Below are 23,402 nucleotides of genomic sequence, written 5' to 3'. Positions count from 1 at the left end.
CTAGTTGCCTTCCCCGTGTTTACTGCCGCTTTTTGCGCCAGGGTGCGTTCTTCTGCCAGTCGCCGGCCATGATGCTCCCGTAGGGGATCACTTCGTCGACCACTTCGGCCAAGCCGTAATGCTCGATCTGTGCCCGCACGTTCGCAGCATTCTTGTAGGCACTCGGCAGTTCCGACACATCGGCGAAACCAGAGAAAAACTGCGCGTCGAGACCGCTTGTTTCCTTCTCCATAATGGCCGCGATGTTGTTCGGGCTGAGCCCTCGTGAATCCGCTCCATACTCCGCAGACAGCTGCCTCATATGCGCGCTGCGCGAAAAGTTGCGACCGGCACCATGCGGCGAGAAGCCGAGACCATGGGCAGCGTTCGAGCCCCGAACGATCAGGATCGGTTCCGCCATATTGAGCGGAATGATGGTCAGATCGGTCGCGTCATGCGCCCAGTTGTCGAAGGCAGGGGTCGCACCCTTTCCGTGGTAGAACAGCCCATCCGACTTCCGGAAGACGAAATTGTGTTCGTTCCAGAAGCGGTCCGCGACCTTGGCTGAGAGCTTTTCCGCCGCCATGTCGTGAAGGATATAGTGGTTTTCCCTGGTCCACTGGCGGATCGTCTGCAGCGCCGACCAGTAGAAGTCACCTTCCTCGGTATCCGCTGGAATCCAGGCATTTTCCCTATGCGTCTCAGGCGAGATGCGTTCCCGAAACCGGTTGGCGACCTTCATGCCCCTGTCGTAGAGCCGTGCCCCCGGTGCTCGCGATCCATGATGGGTCACAAGCGCGGTTTCGCCGGTCGACTTCATCGTCCCGACATAGGCGAAATGATTGCCGTCGCCCTGGGTCGCGAAATGCTCGATCCCAGCGCTCAGCACACCCTCGCGCAGATAAGGATTCTGCTGGAAGGCCGAAAGCGTTGCCTCAGAAGGCTTGAGTTGTGCGCCGCGCGGACGGCCGCCGGGACCGAAATGCGTCACGGCATGCACAGCGTCCAGAAGCGACTTCGGATCCACGCTGGGAAAGATCGAGATCGCCATGGAGCAGCAGATATCGGCCGAATGCATGCCCGGATGGATCGCTTCGGACGCAACCACACCACCGACCGGGATCGTTCCGACAGGACCTGCCGGGCAAGCGTCCGGCATGATCGCAGCGGCCCGGACGACGGGTGTGCGCACCAGCGCGCGCATCGTCGCGTTGACCTTCTCGACATTATCCTGCTCAAAGGCATTCTCGGCACGGATGTTGGAATAGATCTCGATGTCGTTATCGGCCCTCAAGGCAAGCGTCGGCCCGGGCTGGAAAGCTTTTGCCGCTTCCAGCGCATCCGTTACCGAGCCACCCTTGCTCAAAACCGCGTTGGCCGCGTCGAGAGCCGGGCGAAACCATTTCCCCTGGCTCATTCCGGCGTCGATCAAATCCTGTCCGCTCATTACCGCTATCATTGTCTTTTCTGCGTCTGCAGTCCTTCTTGTTCAGTTGCTTTTCTTCACACCGCCTGGGCGACGAGCATTGCCGGAGATCTATCTCACCGCACGCATTCCATGATCATGGCGCGATGCGGCCCCTGTAGTCACCGGCGGCATTCGCCCAGGGCTTTCTTCATCATCCCGGCGACGAGACATGGCAGGACAGTTTACTGAGCTACGTGTGCCCGACCTGAGACATAGGTGACGTTTTGTACCGGAGACATGGGTAACACTTTTCGGTTTTGGCGGGAGGTGTTGATGCCGTGGAAAGAGACTTCGGTGATGGAGGAACGTCTACGTTTTGTCGCCCGGCTGCTTGAGGGCGAAGGCATGAGCGATGTGTGCCGGGAGTTCGGCATCTCGCGCAAGACCGGTTACAAGATCTTCAACCGCTACAAGGATGATGGCCTGGAGGCGCTGACGGATCGGTCTCGCCGGCCGGTGCGTTACGCCAATCAACTGCCTGAGCCGGTCGAGGCGATGATCATCTCGTGCAAGAAGAACAAGCCGCATTGGGGTGCCAGGAAGATCAGAGAACTGCTGGTCAAGCGCCTGGCCGGCGATGTGCGCATTCCCGCCAAGAGCACGGTGCACGCGGTGCTCGACCGGCACGGGCTGGTCGCTCATGCCCGCAGGCGACACCGCTTTCGGGCTGAGGGAACGGCCCTATCGCAAGCATTGCTGCCGAACGATCTGTGGTGTGCCGACTTCAAGGGCGAGTTCAAGCTCGGTGACGGCCGATACTGTTACCCGCTGACGGTCACCGACCAGATGTCACGCTTCCTGCTCGCCTGCGAGGCCTTCGAATCGACAAAGGAGGTGGGTGTGTTCGAGGCGTTCCGCCGATTGTTTGCCGAACGCGGTCTGCCGGATGCCATCCGCAGCGACAACGGCCTGCCATTCGCCAGTCCCAACGGCCTCTACAATCTGTCGAAGCTGTCGGTCTGGTGGCTGCGGCTCGGCATCGGCCTCGAGCGCATCAGGCCGGGCCATCCGCAAGAGAATGGCCGGCATGAGCGCATGCACCTGACGCTGAAGAAAGAGGCGACGCGTCCACCCGGCAAAAATATCCTACAGCAGCAGGCCCGCTTCGATGCATTCGTCAGCGAATTCAATACCGAACGGCCGCATGAAGCCCTGGCGATGAAGGTGCCGGTCGATCTCTACACGCCATCGGCGCGCCGATATAACGGGCTACCGGAGATCGATTATCCGTTCCACGACCGTGACGCACTGGTGACCAATTGCGGCCGCATCTGCATGCACCGCAAGAAGATCAATATCTCCACCGTGCTGGCCGGACAGAAACTCGGCATCAAGGAAGTCGACGACGGTATTTGGCTCGTCAGCTTCATGCACTATGATCTCGGATATATCGACCTGGAGCAGAGGACCTTACAAACCATCGACAACCCGTTCGGCACGAGGTTGTCACCCATGTCTTAGGTACGATCTGTTACCTATGTCTCCGGGCTGGACAGTCCATGAACTGGAGGACCCGACGGGATTCGAACCCGCGACCAGGAGATTAACGATCTGTAGTTTCATCCGGCATTCGTCACGGCTCCCCGCGCCGTTCACGGCGGCGCGAGGATATTGCTTCCTGTGAGCCCGTCAGAGCTCGATTGCCTCGATCGCTTTGACCCAGCCATCCGCTCCCTTGCTATTGGCCGCGAAAGCCGTGATCACCCCATAGACGGCATCCGAGAAGCCACCGATATTGAGCACGTCTTCCCGCGTCGGCGCCTGCGTCGTCGCGTGGGGCTGGATGTCGAGGCAGACCAGCTTTGCAGCCGGGTTGACCCGCTTGATCCTTGCCCATTCCGTCATCACGGCCGTCGGCTGGCCGCTCCCGCGCGCATCCACCCAGGACTCATTGTCCGAGATGAACACCACCAGATCGACCTTGGCCCTCTCGTTTGCCAGCTTCTTCAGCGGTGCGGAGCAGTTGGTTCCGCCGCCGCCGATTTTCGCCAGCTTACCGGCATTGGTCATCACCGAATCCCGCTTGTTGAGGCTGACGCGCACCACGTCATTCTCGAACGGCAGCACCCGCGCCTTGGGGTTGCGCTGCAGGAATGCCGCGGTCATCAGGCCGGCGACATCAATGCAACGAACCGAGGACGTCGCCCCCTTCCGGTAACCGGTCACGGGCGAGCCCATGGAGCCCGACACGTCGGGGCACAGCACCACGTTGCCCGTCAGGGACGGTACGTTGGCGATGGCGATGTCCATCGCGTCCTGAAGCGCATCCCGCACGACATCCGGAACCTGGCCATCGACCATCTTCCACGCCATCATCAACTGATAGGGGAAGACCTTTGCCTTGCGGATTTCGTCCGGATCGGCAAGCCGCGCCGCCAGCGCCTCGGCAAAACCCTCAACCTCGAACACGCCGTTGCGTGCAAAGGTATTGAGGTTCTGCCGCACCATCTGCCAGCCGCCCTTGCGGGCGATGTCGACCCAATGCTCCCGCGTCAGCGGCAGCGAGGTCAGCATCTGGAACGGGACATCGGGCACCGGCGCCCTCTGGTCACGGCGGAACGCTTCCAAAACCTTGACGAGCTCAGGCAGTGCCGCGTAGTCGTACGGCTTGCCGATCGCCCAGGCATAAAGCGCCTTGCGCTCCTCCGTCGCCGGCTTCGGATGCACCATGCGGATGACGTCGGCGAGCGAGGGATCGTTTCCGACCATTGCACGCAGGATCTGCTCGGTGCTGGCCCGTTCGAGCCACGCCTGCACCACCTTTTTCGGGCGTGTGCCGAGCGACTTCCGACCCGTGGCGCCGGAGCGCATGACCTGGACGAAGCCGCGCAGCATCTTGCCGCTCTTTACCGCCCGCGGGAATGCGCGGGCGAAGGCATCGCTCTGAAGTCCGGAGAGCATGGCGAGCAGCGTCACCGGCATGTCCTTCATGTGACCTTTTTCAGCGGCATAAACAGCCACCTTGGCGAGAAATTCCGGCTCGACCTGAAGGGCAAGGGACTTTATCGCGTCGAGCTGCTCAGCTCCTTCAGCATAGAAGGTGCCGTTGAAGGTGCCGGTCACAGCATATTGCGCCAGCGCCTCGCGCGGCGTCAGCCGGTAGGCCGGGGCCGCTTCATGATTTTTTGTATCCGTTCCCGGGAGCAGCTTCCCGAGGTAGGTTTTGAAGATTGCCTTGTTGACCATGACAGCACCTGTTGTTTGGTTCGTGCCAGATACATTTCAAGACGCGTGCCAGTTTGGAGAAAAGAGCGGGAGATACGCGAGATTTTCCTTCATCTATCTGCTTTTAAAAGAGAAATTTTTATGCCTTTGCCGAACGCAATCATGAATTGCGAAAATCCGATCCCGATTATATTATCGCAAACTATCATGCTTTATAATTTTGGATAAGAGTGATGAAGCGCCGCGTCGCCATCAGCATATTGGGAACCACCTTAGATGCAGGGAAATGGGAAAATCGCTGGAGCCGCTGGCGGCCCAATATCGCGCTTTGCCAGCAACCGGGCCTGTTCATCGACCGACTGGAACTGATCCTCGACAACCACTCGCAAGCTCTCTGTCACCGCATCGTTGCCGACATCGAAGCCGTGGCGCCGGCAACGGAGGTGCGGAGCAACGTCATCAACTTCAAGGACCCCTGGGATTTTTCGGAGGTCTATACGAACCTCAGGGACTTTGCCCGCAACTACAACTTCGATCCCGAAACGGAAGACTATCTCGTCAACATCACCACCGGCACTCATGTCGCACAGATCTGCTGGTTCTTGCTGACCGAAGCCCGTATCATTCCCGGCCAGCTGTTGCAGCTCTCGCCGCCGCGGGACCGCGAACCGGAGCAGAATTTCGCCGGCACGCATCGGATCATCGACCTCGACCTTTCCCGCTATGACGAGATCGCCAAGCGCTTCGCTTCCGAGCGGGAAGACGCCGCCTCTTTTCTGAAATCGGGGATTTCGACCCGCAACGCCGCCTTCAACAGAATGATCGACGAGATCGAACGGGTGGTGATCCGCTCGACGGCGCCCGTTCTCCTGACCGGGCCGACCGGTGCCGGCAAGTCGCAGCTCGCCCGCAGGATCTACGAATTGAAGAAGAGCCAGCGCAAGGTCAGCGGTCCGTTCATCGAGGTCAACTGCGCGACCCTGCGCGGCGACCAGGCCATGTCCACCCTGTTCGGCCACGTAAAAGGAGCGTTTACCGGCGCTGCCGGCGAGCGTGCCGGCTTGCTCAAGTCCGCTGACAAAGGCGTGCTGTTCCTCGACGAGATTGGCGAACTCGGCCTCGACGAACAGGCCATGTGCCTGAGCGCGATCGAGGAAAAGAAGTTTCTGCCTGTGGGCGCTGATCGGGAGGCGTCCGCGGACTTTCAGCTGCTTGCCGGCACCAATCGCGATCTTGGCGAGGATGTCCGAAAAGGCAGGTTCCGCGAAGATCTCTATGCCCGCCTGAACCTTTGGACTTTCCAGCTGCCGGCCCTGCGCGAGCGCAAAGAGGACATAGAGCCCAATCTCGACTTCGAGCTCAGGCGCTATCTGGAACGAGAAGGCGAAAATGTTACTTTCAACAAGGAAGCTCGCGACCGCTATCTTACTTTCGCAACTGGCTCAAATGCCGTCTGGAGCGCCAACTTTCGCGACCTGTCGGCTTCGGTTACCCGCATGGCGACCCTCGCGCCGCATGGACGCATCACGACCGACGTCGTTGACGATGAAGTCCGACGGTTGAATGCGTTTTGGCGCAGCTCAAGTGACGACGGCAGAGTGGATCTGATCATTGAAGAAGTGCTGGGCGCGGAGGCTGCTGCTCGCCTCGATCGCTTCGACACAGCACAGCTTGCCACTGTTCTTCATACCTGCCGTCAACATGCCACGGCAAGCGCGGCGGGCAGAGCCTTGTTTGCGATCTCGCGACTGGAGAAAAAGAGCAGCAACGACGCCGATCGCCTGAGTAAATATCTCGCGCGCTTCAGCCTCAGATTCGAGGACATCAAGAAACCCGGATGAGGGCTTGTGTTGGGAATGACGCCAATCATCTCTTTCGCTCATGGGACAAATTGGCCGTTGCCGGGCCAAAGCTTCCAACCGAGAAGACCGAGCCTCCAACCTGAGTCATAGGTGAATACATATCAACCTAGACAGTGGCTCCGTTGCCGATTTCCCACTGCACCTGTGCGTCTTGTCGTCCAAAACTCGTCAGCGGGTTTGTTTTCGAACCTGATCCCATTATTTCTCGCCCCTTGATAGATCCGTAAATTCAACTTGTCCGCGAACACCGAAAGCCACTGAGAGAGCAATAGGGTCTGCCGAAAGCGGTTTCTTAATCTCGCACCCCATAAAGAAGCTCACATTTGGAAGCCGATCGCTTTCTGTCACCTCTATTCTGGAGCAATTCGCAAATTGCATCCGATCAACTTCTCCGGATTCAACAAGGTATTTTTTTAATACATCCATCGTCTGTTCCTCCGGACTCTTATGTGATTGGAGAGTTTCTCCATATACATATAAAGCCATCATAACGAATACGAAGGACACTATTATCCAGCGATACTTTCGAGACGGAAATTTTTACCTGCAGATGCGACGGTTTACGAGGGCGCATATTTTCCGCAAGCTCCGGTTTAATCCTCAAGTCAACTTGCTTAAAGCTGCCAAACAACAAAACGGGCTCGCTAGCATAGCGGCTATATTCACTGTGGCCTAACATCTTCCGCTCTGAACGGACCTTTGCCGAAACAGCAGGCTTTTTGCCGGTGATCCCGTGAACTCGGTCTTCACAGCCCAAATTTTAGTTTCTGCAAAAAAGCCCTAGCCCCCATCCTCTTCCGATGTAGCGAATTTCTCGTGTTGGCTCAATCGTTGACGGCTGTATGTCCCCGCCAGAAAATTGAACCTTCTAGCTAATTTCGGACAATCGTCGATCTTTGTGCCGGCAAGGCTGCCCTCTTATGCGCCGCCGTCCTTTTCAGCGCTCGCCGCCATATGCCTGAGTTCGTCCCACAGGCTTTCGGCGAAGCTGCGCAGAACCGTGAGCTCGAAGCTGTCGTCGCCGGTACGGGCGATCTGCACGGAGATATGACCGACCATCGTCATCACTGAGCGGCCCTGCGGGAAGACGGCGGCATCGAGATCGACGGCTGTGCCCCTGGCAAGGAGCGCGCGGGAATATCGGCCGGAAACGCGGATGCGCACGCGCCCGTGGCTCTGATCCATGACGAAGGCTTTTCCGGCGAGCGCGGTGGCCAGGGCGTAGATACTTGCCGGCGGAAGTGGCTCGTCGCCGGCGACGAACCATTGCCGGAAGCCGGCCTCACGGATCGCGCTTTTCGCAAAGCCCGCTTTCGCCAATTCCTGGCCAAGTTCGGCGGGCACGATGGCGCCGAGCACATGCAGCAGATGGCCTTCCGGCAGGGCTTCCAGCCGGATGCCTGCTCCGAGGATGCCGTTATGTGCCGTCCCGACAAGAACCGGTCTGTGCTGGGGAAGATCAGGCATGGAGCTTCTCGTTTTCAGGGTCGATGAAGACGGGATGGCAGAGCACCGCCTCGGTGAATTCGTTGCGCAGCCCATTCCAGACAGTCACCTTTTCGCCGATGCGTTCCGGCCCGCGCTTCACGAGCGCCAGGCCGATCGTATGGCCGAGCGTCGGCGAAAAGGCGCTTGATGTGATGTAGCCCTGGTCGTTTTCGAGCGTCGCCGCAGCGCCGTCGGCAAGGATATGCGAGCCGGTGCGGAAACCGCTTGCCGGATTAAGCGGCTTGACGCCGACGAGGCGCGGGCGCTCGGGATCCTGCAGCCCCTCGCGGGCCAGCATCGCCTTGCCGATGAAATCCGGCTTGGTGGATGAAACCATTCGACCGAAGCCGAGATCGCCTGGTGTGACCGTGCCGTTGATCTCGGCGTGGGTGACATGGCCCTTCTCGATGCGCATGACGCCGAGCGCTTCAACGCCATAGGCTGAGATGCCGTGCTTTTCACCTGCCGCCATGATGGCGTCGGCAACGCCTTCGCCGTAACCGGCCGGCACCGCCAGCTCATAGGCAAGTTCGCCGGAGAAGGAGATCCGGAAAAGCCGGCCTTCGAGGCTGCCGCCGAAGAGAGACACCTTGCGGGCGCTCATGAAGGGGAAGGCGGAGTCCGATATGTCCTCGTCGACGATTTCCGAGAGGATGGCGCGTGACTTCGGACCGGCAACCGCCATCTGCGCCCATTGATCGGTCGAGGAGGCGAAGCAGACATCGAGTTCCGGCCAGAGCGTCTGGGCGCAGAATTCGAGATGGGTGAGTACGCCGGCGGCAAGGGCTGTCGTCGTCGTCATGAAGAAATGATCGTCGCTGAACCGGCTGGTGGTGCCGTCATCATAGATGAAGCCGTCTTCGCGCAGCATGATGCCGTAACGCGCCTTGCCCGGAGCAAGCTTGGCGAAGCCGTTACAATAGATCCGGTCGAGGAAGGCCGCGGCATCCCTGCCGAAGATCTCAATCTTGCCGAGCGTGGAGACATCGCAGAGGCCGGCATTCTTCCGGATATTCAGCACCTCGCGGTCGACGCTTTCGCGCCACGTCGTCTCGCCGGCGCGCGGGAACCAGGAGGAGCGGTACCAAAGGCCGGTTTCGACGAAGACGGCGCCATTCTTCTGAGCCCAGCCATGCAGCGGCGATTTGCGCGCCGGCTGAAAATGTTTGCCGCGCGATGCCCCGGTCAAAGCGCCGAAGGAAACCGGCGTATAGAAGGGCCGGAAGGTCGTCGTTCCCACCTCGGCGGGCGACACACCGCGCGCCTCGGCGAGAATGCCGATGGCGTTGATGTTGGAAAGCTTGCCCTGGTCGGTCGCCATGCCTGATGTGGTGTAGCGCTTGGCAAGCTCGACATGGCCGTAGCCTTCACGTACCGCAAGGCCCAGATCCTTGAGGTGCACGTCGTTCTGATAATCGACAAAAGCCTTGCCCTTCGAGCCTTTGATCGACCAGAGCGGCTTTGCAGTCTGGGTCGTCTCGGTGACTGAGGCAAAGGCCGGTTTCGCGGCAAAACCGATCGCCTGCAACACGGCGGCAGCCTTTGCCGCACCATTGCCGAGGCAGGTCGCGATTTGCGCAAGGCCGGCCGCCGCGCCCGCCACGGCAAGGCCTTCCTGTGCATCCGGCGCCAGAAATGCCGAGGCCTCCTCCGACCATTGCGGTTTGCCGCCACGATGGCAGGCGAGATGGATGACCGGGCTCCAGCCGCCCGACATGGCGAGCGCATCCGCATCGATCCGGCGAATGCCGCCTGCGGTCTGGACGCTGACGCCGCGCAGGCGCTTACCCCCCTCTGCATCGATGACCCGGGCGCCCCGCAGAACCTCGGCGCGGCCCTGCCAACTCTTGCCGCCATCGGCGCGGCTGTCGACGATCGCTGCAACTTGAAGGCCGGCGGCTTCAAGATCGGCGGCGGTGTCATAGCCGGTATCGTTGGTGGTAAAGATCACCGTGCTTTGGCCCGGCGCGACCGCCTGCCGATTCAGATAGCTGCGCATGGCGCCTGCCATCATCACGCCGGGAATATCGTTGCCGCCGAAGACGAGCGGCCGCTCCTCCGCCCCCGTCGCCAGGATCGCCTGGCGGGCGACGATGCGCCACAGCCGTTCGACCGGACGATCCGGATCGGGCATCGCCACATGCTTCTGCACGCGTTCAACCGCGCCGAAAACATTGTCGTCATACCAGCCGAAAACAGTCGTGCGCGGCAGGCGACGTACATTTTCCAGCTTTTCGAGTTCGGCAAGCAACTCGCCGAGAAGGCTACCCGCCAGCACGCCTTCGATGGCACCGCTTTCCGAAAGTAGGCTGCCGCCGAGTTCGGTCCCCTCGTCGGCGAGGATGACACGAGCCCCAGCACGGCCGGCCGTCAGCGCTGCGGCAAGACCGGCAGGGCCGGCGCCGATCACCAGCAGATCGCAATGCGCCCAGCATTTCTCATAGGAATCGGGATCAGCGTCGTAGGAGGCCCGCCCGAGACCCGCCGCCTTGCGGATCACCGGCTCGTAGAGCTTTTCCCACAGCGCCGCCGGCCACATGAAGGTTTTGTAGTAGAAGCCGGCGCTGAGGAAGGGCGAGAGCAGCCCGTTAACGGCGCCGACATCGAAGCCGAGCGAAGGCCAGCGGTTCTGGCTCTTCGCCGTCAGCCCCTCATGAAGCTCGATCATCGTGGCGCGCGTGTTCGGTTCGGTGCGCCCGCCGCCACCTGTCGTCACCAGCGCGTTCGGTTCGGCAGCGCCCGCCGTCAGGATGCCGCGTGGGCGGTGATACTTGAAGCTGCGGCCGACGAGCTTGATACCGTTGGCAAGCAGCGCCGAGGCGAGCGTGTCGCCCGGATGGCCCGCGAGTGCCTTGCCGTCGAAGGTGAAGCCGAGCGAAGTGGCGCGGTCGATGCGGCCGCCGGAGGAAAGACGGAAGCTCGTCATGCTATTTCTCCGCCAAGCTTGGAAAGCGCGGCATCCCGCACGTCATGGACGGCATGGGTGATGGTATCGCGTTCGACGATCAGCCAGCGGCGGCATCCCGAGGAATGGTGCCAGTATTCGCTGTGCCGGCCCCTCGGATTGTCACGGAGATAGACGTAGTCGAACCAGGCGTCTTGACCGGCATCCGGCGCCGGCCTGACAAGCCCGGCATCGCCGCGGATCGAGAACTCTTCCTTGGGCCGGACGCCGCAATGGGGACAGGAAATCAGGCTTGCCATCGTCGAATGTCCTCAGTGCAGATTGGGCTGGGCGCCGACGCCCTTTTCGTCGATCTGATAGCCGCGCGCGAAACGGTCGAGCCGGAAGGCGCGGGCCGTCTGGTGCGGCGTATTGCGGGCAATCAGATGGGCGTAACAGAAGCCGGAGGCGGGGGTGGCTTTAAAGCCGCCATAACACCAGCCGGCGTTGAGATAGAGATTGTCGATATGGGTGCGGTCGATGATCGGCGAACCGTCCATGCTCATATCCATGACGCCGCCCCAGGAGCGGAGGTAGCGCACGCGCGATAGCGACGGGATCATTGCGAGCCCAGCCTCCGCGACGTGTTCGACGGTCGCCAGATTGCCGCGCTGGGCATAGGAATTATAGCCGTCGATATCGCCGCCGAAGACGAGGCCGCCTTTGTCGGACTGGGACACGTAGAAATGTCCGGCGCCGAATGTGACGACATTGTCGATGAAGGGTTTCAGCCCTTCGGAGACGAAGGCCTGCAGCACATGGCTTTCGATCGGGAGGCGAAGGCCGGCCATATCGGCGACGACGGTGGAATTGCCGGCCGCCGCAAGCGCCAGCTTGCCGCAGCCGATGAAGCCCCTGCTGGTTTCGACACCGGTGACCTCACCGTTTTCAGTGCGGATGCCGGTTACCTCGCACTGGGTGATGATGTCGACGCCGCGGCTGTCCGCGCCGCGGGCATAACCCCATGCGACCGCATCGTGGCGCACCGTCCCGCCGCGCTGTTGGAGCAGGCCGCCCATGACCGGGAAACGAGCATTGTCGAAATCGAGGAAAGGCAACTTTTTGCGCACTGCCTGCCGGTCGAGAAGCTCGGCGTCGACGCCGTGCAGCCGCATAGCATTGCCGCGGCGGGTATAGGCATCGCGCTGCGCGTCCGAATGGAAGAGGTTGAGGACGCCGCGCTGCGAGACCATGGCGTTGAAATTGAAGTCCTGCTCCAGCCCCTCCCAGAGTTTCATCGACAGTTCGTAGAAGGGATTATTGCCCGGCAGCAGGTAGTTCGAGCGAATGATCGTCGTATTCCTGCCGATATTGCCGGAGCCGAGATAGCCCTTTTCGAGGACGGCGACATTGGTAACGCCGAACTCCTTGGCAAGATAGTAGGCGGTGGCAAGGCCATGACCGCCGCCGCCGACGATGACGACATCGTAGTGCGGCTTCGGCGCGGGATCGCGCCAGGCGGGTGCCCAGCCTTTGTTGCCGCGAAGGCCGTTCAGGAAAATCGAAAGAGCGGAATAGCGCATGGGTCAACCCGAAAAGAACAGGTGCATGATGCCAGAACAGTCGCAATCGACTTGCACAATTGGGACATTAGCGATTAGAAAAGAGACATGTCCGCAACCGATACCAGACCCGATAGCAGAAATGCCCAGGAGATCGGCTTCATCCTGATCCCGGGATTCGCGCTGATGTCTTACGCCTCGGCGACGGAGCCGCTCAGGGCAGCCAATCTTCTGGCCGGACGCGAGATCTATCGGCTGTCAACCTTTTCACCGGACGGCGAGCCGGCGCTTTCCTCCTCCGGCGTCAGCGTTCCGGCCGAACCTCTTCCCGTCAGAGGGGCAGGCCTCGGCACGGCTTTCGTCTGCGCCGGCGGCTCACCGCGCGACTGGCGATATCCCGGCGTGCTTGCATGCCTGAGGCAATTGTCGCGCGAAGGTGTCAGGATCGGCGGCATATCGGGCGGTCCCTATCTGATGGCCGCCGCCGGTCTGCTTGGCGGTCGCGACTTCACCATCCATTGGGAGCATGCGGCCACCCTCCTCGAAGCTTTCCCGGATCTCACGCCGCGCCAGGCCCGCTTCGTGATCGACGGCAACCGCATTACCTGCGGCGGCGGCATTGCGCCGCTCGATATGATGCACGTGCTGATCGCCGAACGCATGGGACCGGATTTCGCGCGCAGGGTCAGCGACTGGTATCTTCACACAGAGGTCAACGAACCCACCGCCCCACAGCGCGCCTCGCTCGCCGAGCGTTACGGCGCCCATCATCCCGGCCTGCTCAGCGTTCTCGAGCGGATGGAAGAGACGATCGAGATGCCGCTCGACCGCGCCGCCATGGCGCGCATTGCCGGCGTCACCCCCCGCCATCTCGACCGGCTCTTTGCGGTTCACCTCGGCACGACCTTTCTCGACCAGTATCATGGGATCAGGCTTCAGCATGCCCATCGCCTGCTGAAGCAGAGCCCGCTTTCCGTCTCGGAAATCGCGGTCGCCACCGGGTTTTCCAGTTTGAGCCATTTTTCCCGCATGTTCCGAGCCGTTTACGGCATGGCTCCGCGTGAGGCGCGTCGGGATTGAGTTTTCTTCAAGGTTGAGGAAATTTCACTACCACGATAGGATTGCCTTCGAACGAAAGAGAAGGCGACAGCGGAAAATCCATGAAATCCAAACATGAAGCGGAAAAGCAACCGGAACCGGCGCATGGCGGACGCGCTCCTTTTTCGCAGGATCCGCATGCCGTCCGTGAGCCGAAAGAAAACAACCTCGAAATGGCGATCGGCCATGAGGTGCGCGCCTACCGCAAGAAACTCGGCATCACGGTCACCGATCTGGCGGCCGCGACCGGCATTTCGCTCGGAATGCTATCGAAGATCGAGAACGGCAATATTTCGCCGTCGCTGACGACGCTGCAATCGCTGTCGCGGGCGCTCGGCGTGCCGCTGACGGCCTTCTTCCGCCGATTTGAGGAACCGCGCAATGCCGTCTTCGTCAAGGCGGGGCAGGGGGTCGAGCTCGAACGGCGCGGCACGCGCGCCGGCCATCAATATAATCTGCTCGGCCATATCGACAACAATACCAGCGGCGTCATCGTGGAGCCCTATCTCATCACGCTGACGGCCGATTCCGACACGTTCCCAACCTTCCAGCACGAGGGAATGGAGTTTCTCTATATGCTCGAAGGCGAGGTCATCTACCGGCACGGCGACCAGCTTTTCCAGATGCAGCCGGGCGACAGCCTGTTCTTCGACGCCGACGCGCCGCATGGGCCGGAGCAGTTGATGAAGCTGCCCAGCAGATATCTCTCGATCATCAGCTATCCCCAGCAGAACTCCAAGAGCTGACTTGCCTTAGAAGAAAAGTTTATTCCTCCCAGTTGATGTACTGATATAGACCTGCTAGTCCTTTCTCAACATGAAAGGAGGCACAGGCTATGTGCGGCATTGTTGGATTGTTCCTCAAGGACAAGAGCCTTGAGCCTCAGCTCGGAAACCTGCTTTCGGATATGCTGATAACCATGACGGATCGCGGACCGGACTCGGCCGGTATTGCGATCTATGGCGGCTCTGCAGAGGGCAAGGCGAAAATCACCATCCAGTCCGGCAATCCGGGCGTGGACTTCGAAGGCCTAGCCGGCGACCTCGAAAATGCGGGCATCAAAGCCCACGTTTGGATCAAGAGCACGCACGCGGTCATCGAGCTGGATGCGTCCAAGCTTGGAGACGTGCGCGAAGCGCTCGAACGGATCCGCCCGGCAGTCCGCCTCATGGGCTCGGGCGAAAGCGTGGAAATCTACAAAGAAATCGGCCTCCCGAAAGACGTCGTTGCCCGGTTCGGCGTCCGCTCGATGAGCGGAACCCATGGCATCGGCCATACCCGCATGGCGACCGAATCCGCCGTCACCACGCTCGGCGCCCATCCGTTCTCGACCGGCGCCGACCAGTGCCTCGTGCACAACGGCTCGCTCTCCAACCACAACAACCTGCGCCGCGAACTGGTCCGCGAAGGCATGACCTTCGAGACGCAGAATGATTCCGAAGTCGCCGCCGCCTATCTGACGGCCGAAATGGCCAAGGGCAAGGATCTCGGCCAGGCGCTGACGGGGGCGCTGGACGATCTCGACGGTTTCTTCACCTTCGTTGTCGGCACCAAGTCCGGCTTCGGCGTGGTGCGCGATCCGATCGCCTGCAAGCCCGCCGTCATGGCCGAGACGGAGCAATATGTCGCCTTCGGTTCCGAATATCGCGCGCTGGTCAACCTTCCGGGCATTGAGAATGCCCGCGTCTGGGAGCCGGAGCCGGCAACCGTCTACTTCTGGGATCACGACAAGGCCGCCTGAGCGATGCCGGAAAAGCAGGAGGCGGCTCAGCCGTCTCCCGACCAACGAGGATTAAATGCCGACATTCGATCTTTCCAACACCCCTCTCCGCGAACTGAACAGCGCGCTGCACGCCCTTTCCAAAGGTGCCAACGACACTGAATTCGAAGTCATCAACCCGCGCGGCAGCCATGCTGTCGCCGTTGGTATCGACAGCCCCGTGACGGTCGCTGTCCGAGGATCTGTCGGCTATTACTGCGCCGGCATGAATGATGGCGGCAGGGTTACCGTTCATGGCTCGGCCGGCCCGGGCGTCGCCGAAAACATGATGTCCGGCACCGTCGTCATCGAGGGCGACGCGAGCCAATATGCCGGCGCCACGGGCCGAGGCGGCCTGCTCGTCATCAAGGGCAATGCGGCCTCGCGCTGCGGCATCTCGATGAAGGGCATCGACATCGTCGTTCATGGCAGCATCGGCCACATGTCGGCCTTCATGGGCCAGTCCGGCCATCTCGTCGTCCTTGGCGACGCCGGCGACGCGCTGGGAGATTCGCTCTACGAAGCCAAGCTGTTCGTCCGCGGCGAGGTCAAGAGCCTCGGCTCCGACTGCATCGAGAAAGAGATGCGGCCGGAACACCTGGAGAAGCTGGCCGAGCTGCTCGAGAGCGCTGGGGTCACGGGCGTCAGGCCGGAAGAGTTCAAACGCTACGGTTCTGCGCGCAAACTCTACAGTTTCAACATCGACAACGCCGACGCGTACTGAGGCGAGGGACACCCATGAGCTATCACAACCCTTACACCCCGCCCCGCAAGTCCGCGACGTTCGACGACTATACGCTCGCCGAAATCCGCCGCGCGGCCGCGACCGGGATCTATGACATCCGCGGCGCCGGCACCAAGCGCAAGGTCCCGCATTTCGACGACCTGCTGTTTCTCGGCGCCTCCATCTCGCGCTACCCGCTCGAAGGCTATCGCGAGAAGTGCGACACCACGGTGGTGCTCGGCTCACGTTTCGCCAAGAAACCGATCACGCTCAAGACGCCGATCACCATTGCCGGCATGAGCTTCGGCGCGCTTTCCGGCAATGCCAAGGAAGCACTCGGCCGCGGTGCGACGATATCTGGCACGTCGACCACGACGGGCGACGGCGGCATGACCGATGAGGAACGCGGCCATTCGCAGACGCTCGTCTACCAATATCTGCCGTCGCGCTACGGCATGAATCCTAGGGATTTGCGCCGCGCCGATGCGATCGAAGTGGTCGTCGGCCAGGGCGCCAAGCCCGGCGGCGGCGGCATGCTGCTCGGCCAGAAGATCTCCGATCGCGTCGCCAATATGCGCAATCTGCCGAAGGGCATCGATCAGCGCTCGGCCTGCCGCCATCCTGATTGGACCGGGCCCGACGATCTCGAAATCAAGATCATGGAGCTGCGCGAGATCACCGATTGGGAAAAGCCGATCTACGTCAAGGTCGGCGGCGCGCGCCCGTATTACGACACCGCTCTTGCCGTGAAGGCGGGCGCCGATGTCGTCGTGCTCGACGGCATGCAGGGCGGCACGGCGGCGACGCAGGATGTCTTCATCGAGAATGTCGGCATGCCGACGCTCGCCTGCATTCGTCCTGCTGTTCAGGCGCTGCAAGATCTCGGCATGCACCGAAAGGTGCAGCTCATCATTTCCGGCGGCATCCGCTCGGGTGCCGACGTGGCGAAGGCGCTGGCGCTCGGCGCTGACGCAGTCGCGATCGGCACGGCGGCGCTGGTCGCCATCGGCGACAACGATCCGCACTGGGAAGAGGAATATCAAAAGCTCGGCACGACGGCCGGCGCCTATGACGACTGGCATGAAGGCAAGGATCCGGCTGGCATCACCACTCAGGATCCGGAGCTTTCAAAACGCCTTGACCCGGTTGTGGCCGGCCGCCGCCTCGCCAACTACCTCAAGGTCATGACGCTCGAGGCCCAGACCATCGCGCGGGCCTGCGGCAAGAACCACCTGCACAATCTCGAGCCGGAAGACCTCGTCGCACTGACGATCGAGGCATCGGCCATGGCGCAGGTGCCGCTTGCCGGCACCAACTGGATTCCCGGCAAGGGAGGCTTTTGATTTCTACCGGCCGGGCAGCGTCCCGGCCGTTTCATATCCATAACCAAAGTGTCTCCAAGAAATCCAAAGGGGAACAAGAATGACACTGGACCTTGCTGCTTTTGCCAGAGACAAAGGCATCAAATATTTCATGATCAGCTATACGGACCTGTTCGGCGGTCAACGCGCCAAGCTGGTCCCGGCAGAAGCCATCGCCGACATGCAGAAGGATGGCGCCGGTTTTGCGGGCTTCGCAACCTGGCTCGATCTGACGCCCGCACATCCTGACCTGTTCGCGGTTCCCGATGCTTCCTCCGTCATCCAGTTGCCCTGGAAGAAAGACGTCGCATGGGTCGCTGCCGACTGCGTCATGGACGATCGGCCTGTCGAACAGGCGCCGCGTGTTGTGCTGAAACGACTGGTGGCTGAAGCTGCGAAGGAAGGGCTCCGGGTAAAGACCGGCGTGGAGCCGGAGTTCTTTCTCATCTCTACAGACGGCTCGGTGATTTCAGACCAGTTCGATACGGCCGAGAAGCCTTGCTATGACCAGCAGGCCGTGATGCGTCGGTACGATGTCATCGCCGAGATCTGCGACTACATGCTGGAGCTCGGCTGGAAGCCCTATCAGAACGACCACGAGGATGCGAACGGCCAGTTCGAGATGAACTGGGAATATGACGATGTCCTGAAGACCGCGGACAAGCACTCTTTCTTCAAGTTCATGGTCAAGTCGGTCGCCGAAAAGCACGGCCTTCGCGCCACCTTCATGCCGAAGCCCTTCATGGGCCTGACCGGAAATGGGTGCCATGCCCACATCTCGGTCTGGGACGTCGACGGCAGGGTAAACGCCTTCGCGGACAAGGAAATGGCCTTCGGGCTCTCGGCTCAGGGTAAAACCTTCCTCGGCGGCATTATGAAGCACGCCTCCGCGCTGGCTGCGATCACCAATCCGACGGTCAATTCCTACAAGCGCATCAACGCGCCGCGTACGACCTCGGGCGCGACATGGTCGCCGAACACCGTGACGTGGACGGGCAACAACCGCACTCATATGGTGCGCGTGCCGGGACCTGGACGCTTCGAGCTGCGCCTGCCGGACGGCGCGGTCAACCCATACCTCTTGCAGGCGATCATCATCGCGGCTGGCCTCGACGGCATCCGCAGCCAGGCAGACCCCGGCCCGCACTACGATATCGACATGTATGCCGAGGGGCACCTGGTGAAGGACGCGCCGCGCCTGCCGCTCAACCTGCTCGATGCGCTGCGCGCCTTTGATGCCGACGAAGGCTTGAAGGCGGCAATCGGGGCTGAGTTTTCCTCCGCCTATCTCAAGCTCAAGCACCGGGAATGGAATGCCTACTGCTCGCATTTCACCCAGTGGGAACGCGACAGCACGCTCGATATCTGAGCGGCCGGACCGATGTCTTCCGCCATGCCGGGTTGGAGAACTCGGCATGGCCGGATTCTCACCACCTGAAAGGCGAAGGGGCATGAAGAGCTTCGTACTCACCGTATCCTGCAAATCGACACGCGGTATCGTGGCGGCGATTTCGAGCTATCTGGCCGAGAAGGGCTGCAACATCATCGACTCCAGCCAGTTCGACGATCTCGATACCGGCAAGTTCTTCATGCGCGTCAGCTTCATTTCCGAGGAGGGACTGTCGGGCGCCGAGATCAGCGCCGATTTTTCAGCCGTCGCCGCACCCTTCGAGATGGACTACGAATTCCACGACAGCGAGAAGCGCATGAAGGTGCTCTTGATGGTGTCGCGCTTCGGCCATTGTCTCAACGACCTGCTCTACCGCTGGAAGATCGGCGCCCTGCCGATCGACATCGTCGGCGTCGTCTCCAACCATTTCGACTACCAGAAGGTCGTCGTCAATCACGACATTCCCTTCCACCATATTCCCGTCACCAAGGCCAACAAGGTGCAGGCCGAGGCGCGGATCATGGAGGTGGCCGAGCAGACCGGCACCGAGCTGATCGTGCTTGCCCGCTACATGCAGATCCTGTCGGACGAAATGTGCCAGAAGATGTCGGGCAAGATCATCAACATCCACCACTCCTTCCTGCCGTCCTTCAAGGGCGCCAACCCTTACAAGCAGGCCTATGGCCGCGGCGTCAAGCTGATCGGGGCGACGGCCCATTACGTTACCGCCGATCTCGACGAGGGTCCGATCATCGAGCAGGACACGGCGCGCATCACCCATGCGCAGTCGCCCGACGACTATGTCTCGATCGGCCGCGATGTCGAAAGCCAGGTGCTGGCGCGCGCCATCCACGCCCATATCCATCACCGCACCTTCATCAACGGCAACCGCACCGTGGTCTTCCCGGCAAGCCCCGGAAGCTACGCATCCGAACGCATGGGCTGAGAAATGGTCGAGATCATCGACGGCAAGCTTGTTGCTGCATCCGTAGTCGCGACGGTAAAGAGTGCGACGGCGGCGCTGGAAAAGGTAAGCGGCGTCACCGCCGGTCTTGCGGTCATCATCGTCGGCGACGATCCGGCAAGCCATGCCTATGTCGGCTCCAAGAGCCGCATGGCCAGGGAATGCGGTTTCAAATCGGTCCAGCACACGTTGCCGGCAGACACCCGCCAGGCGGAGCTGGCAGCCCTCGTCGCCACCCTCAACGCCGATCCGTCGATCCACGGTATTCTGGTGCAGCTGCCGCTGCCGAAGCCGCTCGACAGCGAACCGATCATCCAGTCGATCCTGCCGGAAAAGGATGTCGACGGATTGAGTGTCGTCAATGCCGGCAAGCTTGCCACCGGCGACCTGAAGACCGGGCTGGTCTCCTGCACCCCAGCCGGCGCCATGGTCTTCGTCCGCCGCACCCATGGCGAGGATCTCTCCGGCCTCAACGCCGTCGTCATCGGCCGCTCCAATCTGTTCGGCAAGCCGATGGCGCAATTGCTGCTCAATGCCAATGCGACGGTGACGATCGCTCACTCCAGGACCAAGAACCTCGCCGAGGTCTGCCGCAATGCCGATATCCTGGTGGCCGCCGTCGGCCGGCCGGAGATGGTGAAGGCCGATTGGGTCAAGCCGGGTGCGACTGTTATCGACGTCGGCATCAACCGCGTACCGGCTCCCGACAAGGGCGAGGGCAAGACCCGGCTGGTCGGCGACGTCGCCTTCCGCGAAGTCTGCGAAGTCGCCAGCACCATTACCCCGGTTCCCGGCGGCGTCGGCCCGATGACCATCGCCATGCTGATGGCCAATACCGTCATCGCCGCCCATCGCACCGCCGGGCAGACCCCACCGAAGTTTTGATTGGAATGCAGCTGGGCGGGCTTGCCACGGCGCGAAAGACTTATATAGTCAGGAAATAAATATTCCGTAGAGGAAATAAGAGGGAACGGAAATGGCTTTATCATGGCGTTTCTCCGCCTTGGCGGATCGGCATCGCGCTCTGGGATCGAAGCTTGAGGACTGGAGCGGCATGGGAACCGCCTGGACCTACGACAAGGACATGTCGGAAGAGCATGTCGCGGTCCGCACCAAAGCCGGCATCATGGATGTCTCGGGCCTGAAGAAGGTGCATCTGGTCGGCCCGCACGCCATCGCCGTCCTCGACTACATCACCACCCGCGACCTGACGAAGATCTATCCCGGCCGCTCGGTCTATGCAACCATGCTGAATGAGCGCGGCCACTTCACCGACGATTGCATCGTCTATCGCACCGGCCCGAATTCGTGGATGCTGGTACATGGTTCCGGCTCCGGCCACGAGGAGGTCGTCAAACAGGCGGCCGGCCGCAATTGCGCGGTGCTCTTCGACGACGACCTGCACGACCTGTCGCTGCAGGGTCCGCTTGCCGTTGATTACCTCGCCAAATATGTGCCCAGCATTCGCGACCTCAAATATTTCCACCACATGCAGACGACGCTGTTCGGCGCGCCCGTGATGATCTCGCGCACCGGCTATACCGGCGAGCGCGGCTACGAGATCTTCGTGCGCGGCCAGGACGCCGTCATGGTCTGGGACCGGATCGTCGAAGAAGGCAAGGAGATGGGCATCATCCCCTGCTGCTTTTCGGTTCTCGACATGCTGCGCGTCGAAAGCTACCTGCTGTTCTACCCCTACGACAATTCGCAGATGTACCCGTTCGCAGACCAGCCGCCCGGCGACAGCCTCTGGGAACTCGGCCTCGACTTCACCGTCAGCCCCGGCAAGACCGGCTTCCGCGGCGCCGAGGAGCATGCGCGCCTGAAGGGCAAGGAACGCTTCAAGATCTTCGGCATGCTGATCGATGCCGACGGCCCGGCCGATCTCGGCGACGAGGTCTTTGCCGATGGAAAGAAAGTCGGCGTCATCACCTGCCCGAGCTATTCGGCGCTGACGAAGAAATCCATGGCGATTGCCCGTCTCGACGTTGACAAGGCGGTGCACGGGGCGAAACTCGAAGTGCGCGGCAAGACCGTCAAGGCAAGCGCCACCGCCCACACGCTTCCCTTCGACGATCCGGAGAAGAAAAAGAGGATTGCCGTAGGTTAAGGAGCACGCGAATGCTCGTTGCAGGCATCAAGAGCCGACCAGTCTACAAGGGCCTGACCATCCAGCCGACCGCCCGGCGGCACGTTTTCGCGCTTGAAGGGGAGGGCGCCAAGGCTCTCCTCGACCAGCGTGCAGCCCTTGACGAGGCTGCTCTTTCCCGCAGCGAAATCCTCTATGTCGCCCGTGGCTCTCAAGGGTCCGGCCTGGACGAAGCACTCCGCCATCTTGGCGCCGACATGTTCTTCACGGCGCCGACAATCGCGACGCTGCTTTTCCGATTGAAGGGTTCGCTCGCCACCGCCCATATGGGCACCCGGCTTTACATATCGGGCACGGAAGGCTTCATCGGCCAGGCGATGCTGGTGGCGCTCGAATACGGCATGGACCATGCCTCTCTCATCACCGAGCATCGCGGCTCGCTGGCCAGGCGCGTGCAATGCGTCCATTGCAAGGGCATCACGGATGACGTCACCACCAGCCCCTTTGCCTGCAGCCATTGCGGGCTGACGCTTCTGGTGCGTGACCATTATTCGCGCCGGCTCGCCGCCTTCCAGGGCGTCAACATCGACGCGGAAGACCCCGGCAGCGCGCCTGAGCCAGAGGAGTTGTTCCTTTGAGCGGCGGCACTGAAATTCCCGTTCGCGTGACGCGGATCACGCCGATTGCCGAGCGCGTCAAGCGCTTCCGCTTCGAGCGCCTTGATGGCAAGCCGATGCCCTATTTTTCCGGTGGTGCCCATATCATCGTCTCGATGAACGATGGCGGCCATGTCAGACGCAACGCCTATTCGCTGATGTCACCGCCGCATGATTGCGCCGCCTATGAGATCAGTGTGCTGCATGTCGAAGATTCGCGCGGCGGCTCCACCTTCATGCATGAGAAAGTGAGCGAAGGCGACGAGCTGAAGGTCAGCTATCCCGTCAACCTCTTCCAGCCGGACTGGCGCGGGCGCAAGCACCTTCTGATCGCCGGCGGCATCGGCATTACGCCCTTCATCGCGATGATGGAGCAGTTTTCCCGCGAAGGCGCCAATTTCGAACTGCATTATGCCATACGCACGCGCGACCGCGGCGCCTACTGGCGGGAACTCCAGGAGCGTTACGGCCAGCATCGCATCAAGATCCATTGCGATGTCGAAGGCGGGGCCATTCCCCTGACGCGCCTGCTCGACAGCCAGCCGCTCGGCACGCATCTCTACGTCTGCGGCCCCTCCGGCATGATCGACGGCGTGCTGAAAACAGGGCTTAACGCGGGCTGGCCGGAACAGAACCTGCATTCGGAACGGTTCCTGTCGTCGCTGCCCGGCAAGCCCTTCGCGATCGAACTCCTGCGGTCCGGCAAGACCGTGAAGGTCGGGCATCACGAAAGCATGCTGGAGGCGATCGAGGCGGCGGGCGTCGATGCGCCCTTCCTCTGTCGCGGCGGGGCCTGCGGTCAATGCGAAACCGGGGTCGTCACCTGCGACGGCAAGCTGCTGCACAATGACGTCTATCTAACGAGCGAAGAAAAGGCATCCGGCCGCAAAGTGATGATCTGCGTTTCCCGTTTCGAGGGAAACACGCTGCATCTTGATCTCTAGCGGCGCCGG

At 61.3% G+C, this 23,402-nt stretch carries 20 protein-coding genes; 13 read left to right on the top strand and 7 right to left on the bottom strand.

Features of this window, described 5'->3' with window-relative positions; all coding sequences use genetic code 11:
- Positions 1 to 19 precede the first annotated feature (19 nt).
- The gene (locus NE852_RS25450; protein WP_008531422.1) at positions 20 to 1,426 is read right to left on the bottom strand and encodes an RtcB family protein; all 1,407 of its coding nucleotides are present in this window, start codon (positions 1,424 to 1,426) and stop codon (positions 20 to 22) included.
- A gap of 294 nt (positions 1,427 to 1,720) precedes the next feature.
- On the opposite strand from NE852_RS25450, the gene NE852_RS25445 reads away from it, so the two are divergent.
- Positions 1,721 to 2,908, top strand: coding sequence for a helix-turn-helix domain-containing protein (locus NE852_RS25445; protein ID WP_037175932.1), 1,188 nt, complete (start codon positions 1,721 to 1,723; stop codon positions 2,906 to 2,908).
- A gap of 168 nt (positions 2,909 to 3,076) precedes the next feature.
- Here NE852_RS25445 and NE852_RS25440 read toward each other — a convergent pair whose 3' ends face one another.
- Positions 3,077 to 4,633 carry an RNA-binding protein gene (locus NE852_RS25440; protein WP_258156769.1) on the bottom strand — a complete coding sequence of 519 codons (1,557 nt, stop codon included), beginning with the start codon at positions 4,631 to 4,633 and terminating at the stop codon, positions 3,077 to 3,079.
- Positions 4,634 to 4,845: 212 nt separating this feature from the next.
- Here NE852_RS25440 and rtcR point away from each other — a divergent pair, with 212 nt between their 5' ends.
- A complete protein-coding gene (gene rtcR / locus NE852_RS25435) occupies positions 4,846 to 6,453 on the top strand; it encodes an RNA repair transcriptional activator RtcR (protein WP_258156768.1) in 1,608 nt (535 codons plus the stop codon).
- A 219-nt stretch (positions 6,454 to 6,672) separates the two neighbouring features.
- On the opposite strand, the gene NE852_RS25430 is transcribed toward rtcR, so the two are convergent.
- The 5 genes from NE852_RS25430 to NE852_RS25410 all read right to left on the bottom strand — a co-directional run bounded on the left by NE852_RS25430 (position 6,673) and on the right by NE852_RS25410 (position 12,429).
- Positions 6,673 to 6,900, bottom strand: a complete 228-nt coding sequence (locus tag NE852_RS25430) for a hypothetical protein (protein WP_128623592.1) — start codon at positions 6,898 to 6,900, stop codon at positions 6,673 to 6,675.
- 492 nt (positions 6,901 to 7,392) lie between these two features.
- The gene (locus tag NE852_RS25425) at positions 7,393 to 7,941 is read right to left on the bottom strand and encodes a sarcosine oxidase subunit gamma (protein ID WP_258156767.1); all 549 of its coding nucleotides are present in this window, start codon (positions 7,939 to 7,941) and stop codon (positions 7,393 to 7,395) included.
- Positions 7,934 to 10,888, bottom strand: coding sequence for a sarcosine oxidase subunit alpha family protein (locus tag NE852_RS25420; protein ID WP_008531407.1), 2,955 nt, complete (start codon positions 10,886 to 10,888; stop codon positions 7,934 to 7,936). The genes NE852_RS25425 and NE852_RS25420 overlap by 8 nt, the downstream gene beginning before the upstream one ends.
- Entirely contained in the window at positions 10,885 to 11,166 is a 282-nt protein-coding gene (locus NE852_RS25415) for a sarcosine oxidase subunit delta (RefSeq protein WP_008531405.1), read from the bottom strand. Before NE852_RS25415 ends, NE852_RS25420 begins: the two co-directional genes overlap by 4 nt.
- Before the next feature lie 12 nt (positions 11,167 to 11,178).
- Positions 11,179 to 12,429, bottom strand: coding sequence for a sarcosine oxidase subunit beta family protein (locus NE852_RS25410; RefSeq protein WP_008531404.1), 1,251 nt, complete (start codon positions 12,427 to 12,429; stop codon positions 11,179 to 11,181).
- 87 nt (positions 12,430 to 12,516) lie between these two features.
- Between NE852_RS25410 and NE852_RS25405 the strand changes: the two genes are divergently transcribed.
- The 11 genes from NE852_RS25405 to NE852_RS25355 all read left to right on the top strand — a co-directional run bounded on the left by NE852_RS25405 (position 12,517) and on the right by NE852_RS25355 (position 23,393).
- The gene (locus NE852_RS25405) at positions 12,517 to 13,488 is read left to right on the top strand and encodes a GlxA family transcriptional regulator (protein WP_258156766.1); all 972 of its coding nucleotides are present in this window, start codon (positions 12,517 to 12,519) and stop codon (positions 13,486 to 13,488) included.
- An 80-nt stretch (positions 13,489 to 13,568) separates the two neighbouring features.
- Positions 13,569 to 14,252: a helix-turn-helix domain-containing protein gene (locus NE852_RS25400; protein ID WP_258156765.1), complete on the top strand. Its 684-nt coding sequence runs from the start codon at positions 13,569 to 13,571 to the stop codon at positions 14,250 to 14,252.
- Positions 14,253 to 14,341: 89 nt separating this feature from the next.
- Positions 14,342 to 15,247: a glutamine amidotransferase family protein gene (locus NE852_RS25395; protein WP_258156764.1), complete on the top strand. Its 906-nt coding sequence runs from the start codon at positions 14,342 to 14,344 to the stop codon at positions 15,245 to 15,247.
- Between the two features lie 55 nt (positions 15,248 to 15,302).
- Positions 15,303 to 15,989, top strand: a complete 687-nt coding sequence (locus NE852_RS25390; protein WP_008531387.1) for a GXGXG domain-containing protein — start codon at positions 15,303 to 15,305, stop codon at positions 15,987 to 15,989.
- A gap of 14 nt (positions 15,990 to 16,003) precedes the next feature.
- The gene (locus tag NE852_RS25385) at positions 16,004 to 17,332 is read left to right on the top strand and encodes an FMN-binding glutamate synthase family protein (protein WP_258156763.1); all 1,329 of its coding nucleotides are present in this window, start codon (positions 16,004 to 16,006) and stop codon (positions 17,330 to 17,332) included.
- A 79-nt stretch (positions 17,333 to 17,411) separates the two neighbouring features.
- On the top strand, positions 17,412 to 18,719 hold the full coding sequence (gene glnT, locus NE852_RS25380; RefSeq protein ID WP_008531382.1) for a type III glutamate--ammonia ligase: 1,308 nt from the start codon (positions 17,412 to 17,414) through the stop codon (positions 18,717 to 18,719).
- A gap of 82 nt (positions 18,720 to 18,801) precedes the next feature.
- Positions 18,802 to 19,686 carry a formyltetrahydrofolate deformylase gene (gene purU / locus NE852_RS25375; protein ID WP_258156762.1) on the top strand — a complete coding sequence of 295 codons (885 nt, stop codon included), beginning with the start codon at positions 18,802 to 18,804 and terminating at the stop codon, positions 19,684 to 19,686.
- A 3-nt stretch (positions 19,687 to 19,689) separates the two neighbouring features.
- Positions 19,690 to 20,589 (top strand): bifunctional methylenetetrahydrofolate dehydrogenase/methenyltetrahydrofolate cyclohydrolase FolD, encoded by a 900-nt coding sequence (gene folD, locus NE852_RS25370; protein WP_258156761.1) that lies wholly within the window; start codon positions 19,690 to 19,692, stop codon positions 20,587 to 20,589.
- Positions 20,590 to 20,680: 91 nt separating this feature from the next.
- Complete coding sequence (locus NE852_RS25365) at positions 20,681 to 21,814, top strand: aminomethyltransferase family protein (protein ID WP_258156760.1); 1,134 nt, start codon at positions 20,681 to 20,683, stop codon at positions 21,812 to 21,814.
- A gap of 11 nt (positions 21,815 to 21,825) precedes the next feature.
- Positions 21,826 to 22,431, top strand: a complete 606-nt coding sequence (locus NE852_RS25360; RefSeq protein ID WP_008531370.1) for a dimethylamine monooxygenase subunit DmmA family protein — start codon at positions 21,826 to 21,828, stop codon at positions 22,429 to 22,431.
- The gene (locus tag NE852_RS25355; protein ID WP_008531369.1) at positions 22,428 to 23,393 is read left to right on the top strand and encodes a PDR/VanB family oxidoreductase; all 966 of its coding nucleotides are present in this window, start codon (positions 22,428 to 22,430) and stop codon (positions 23,391 to 23,393) included. Before NE852_RS25360 ends, NE852_RS25355 begins: the two co-directional genes overlap by 4 nt.
- Positions 23,394 to 23,402: the final 9 nt, after the last annotated feature.

The organism is Rhizobium sp. Pop5 (genome assembly GCF_024721175.1).
In the GTDB taxonomy this organism is placed as follows: domain Bacteria; phylum Pseudomonadota; class Alphaproteobacteria; order Rhizobiales; family Rhizobiaceae; genus Rhizobium.
This window is presented reverse-complemented; position numbering and strand designations above follow the sequence as displayed.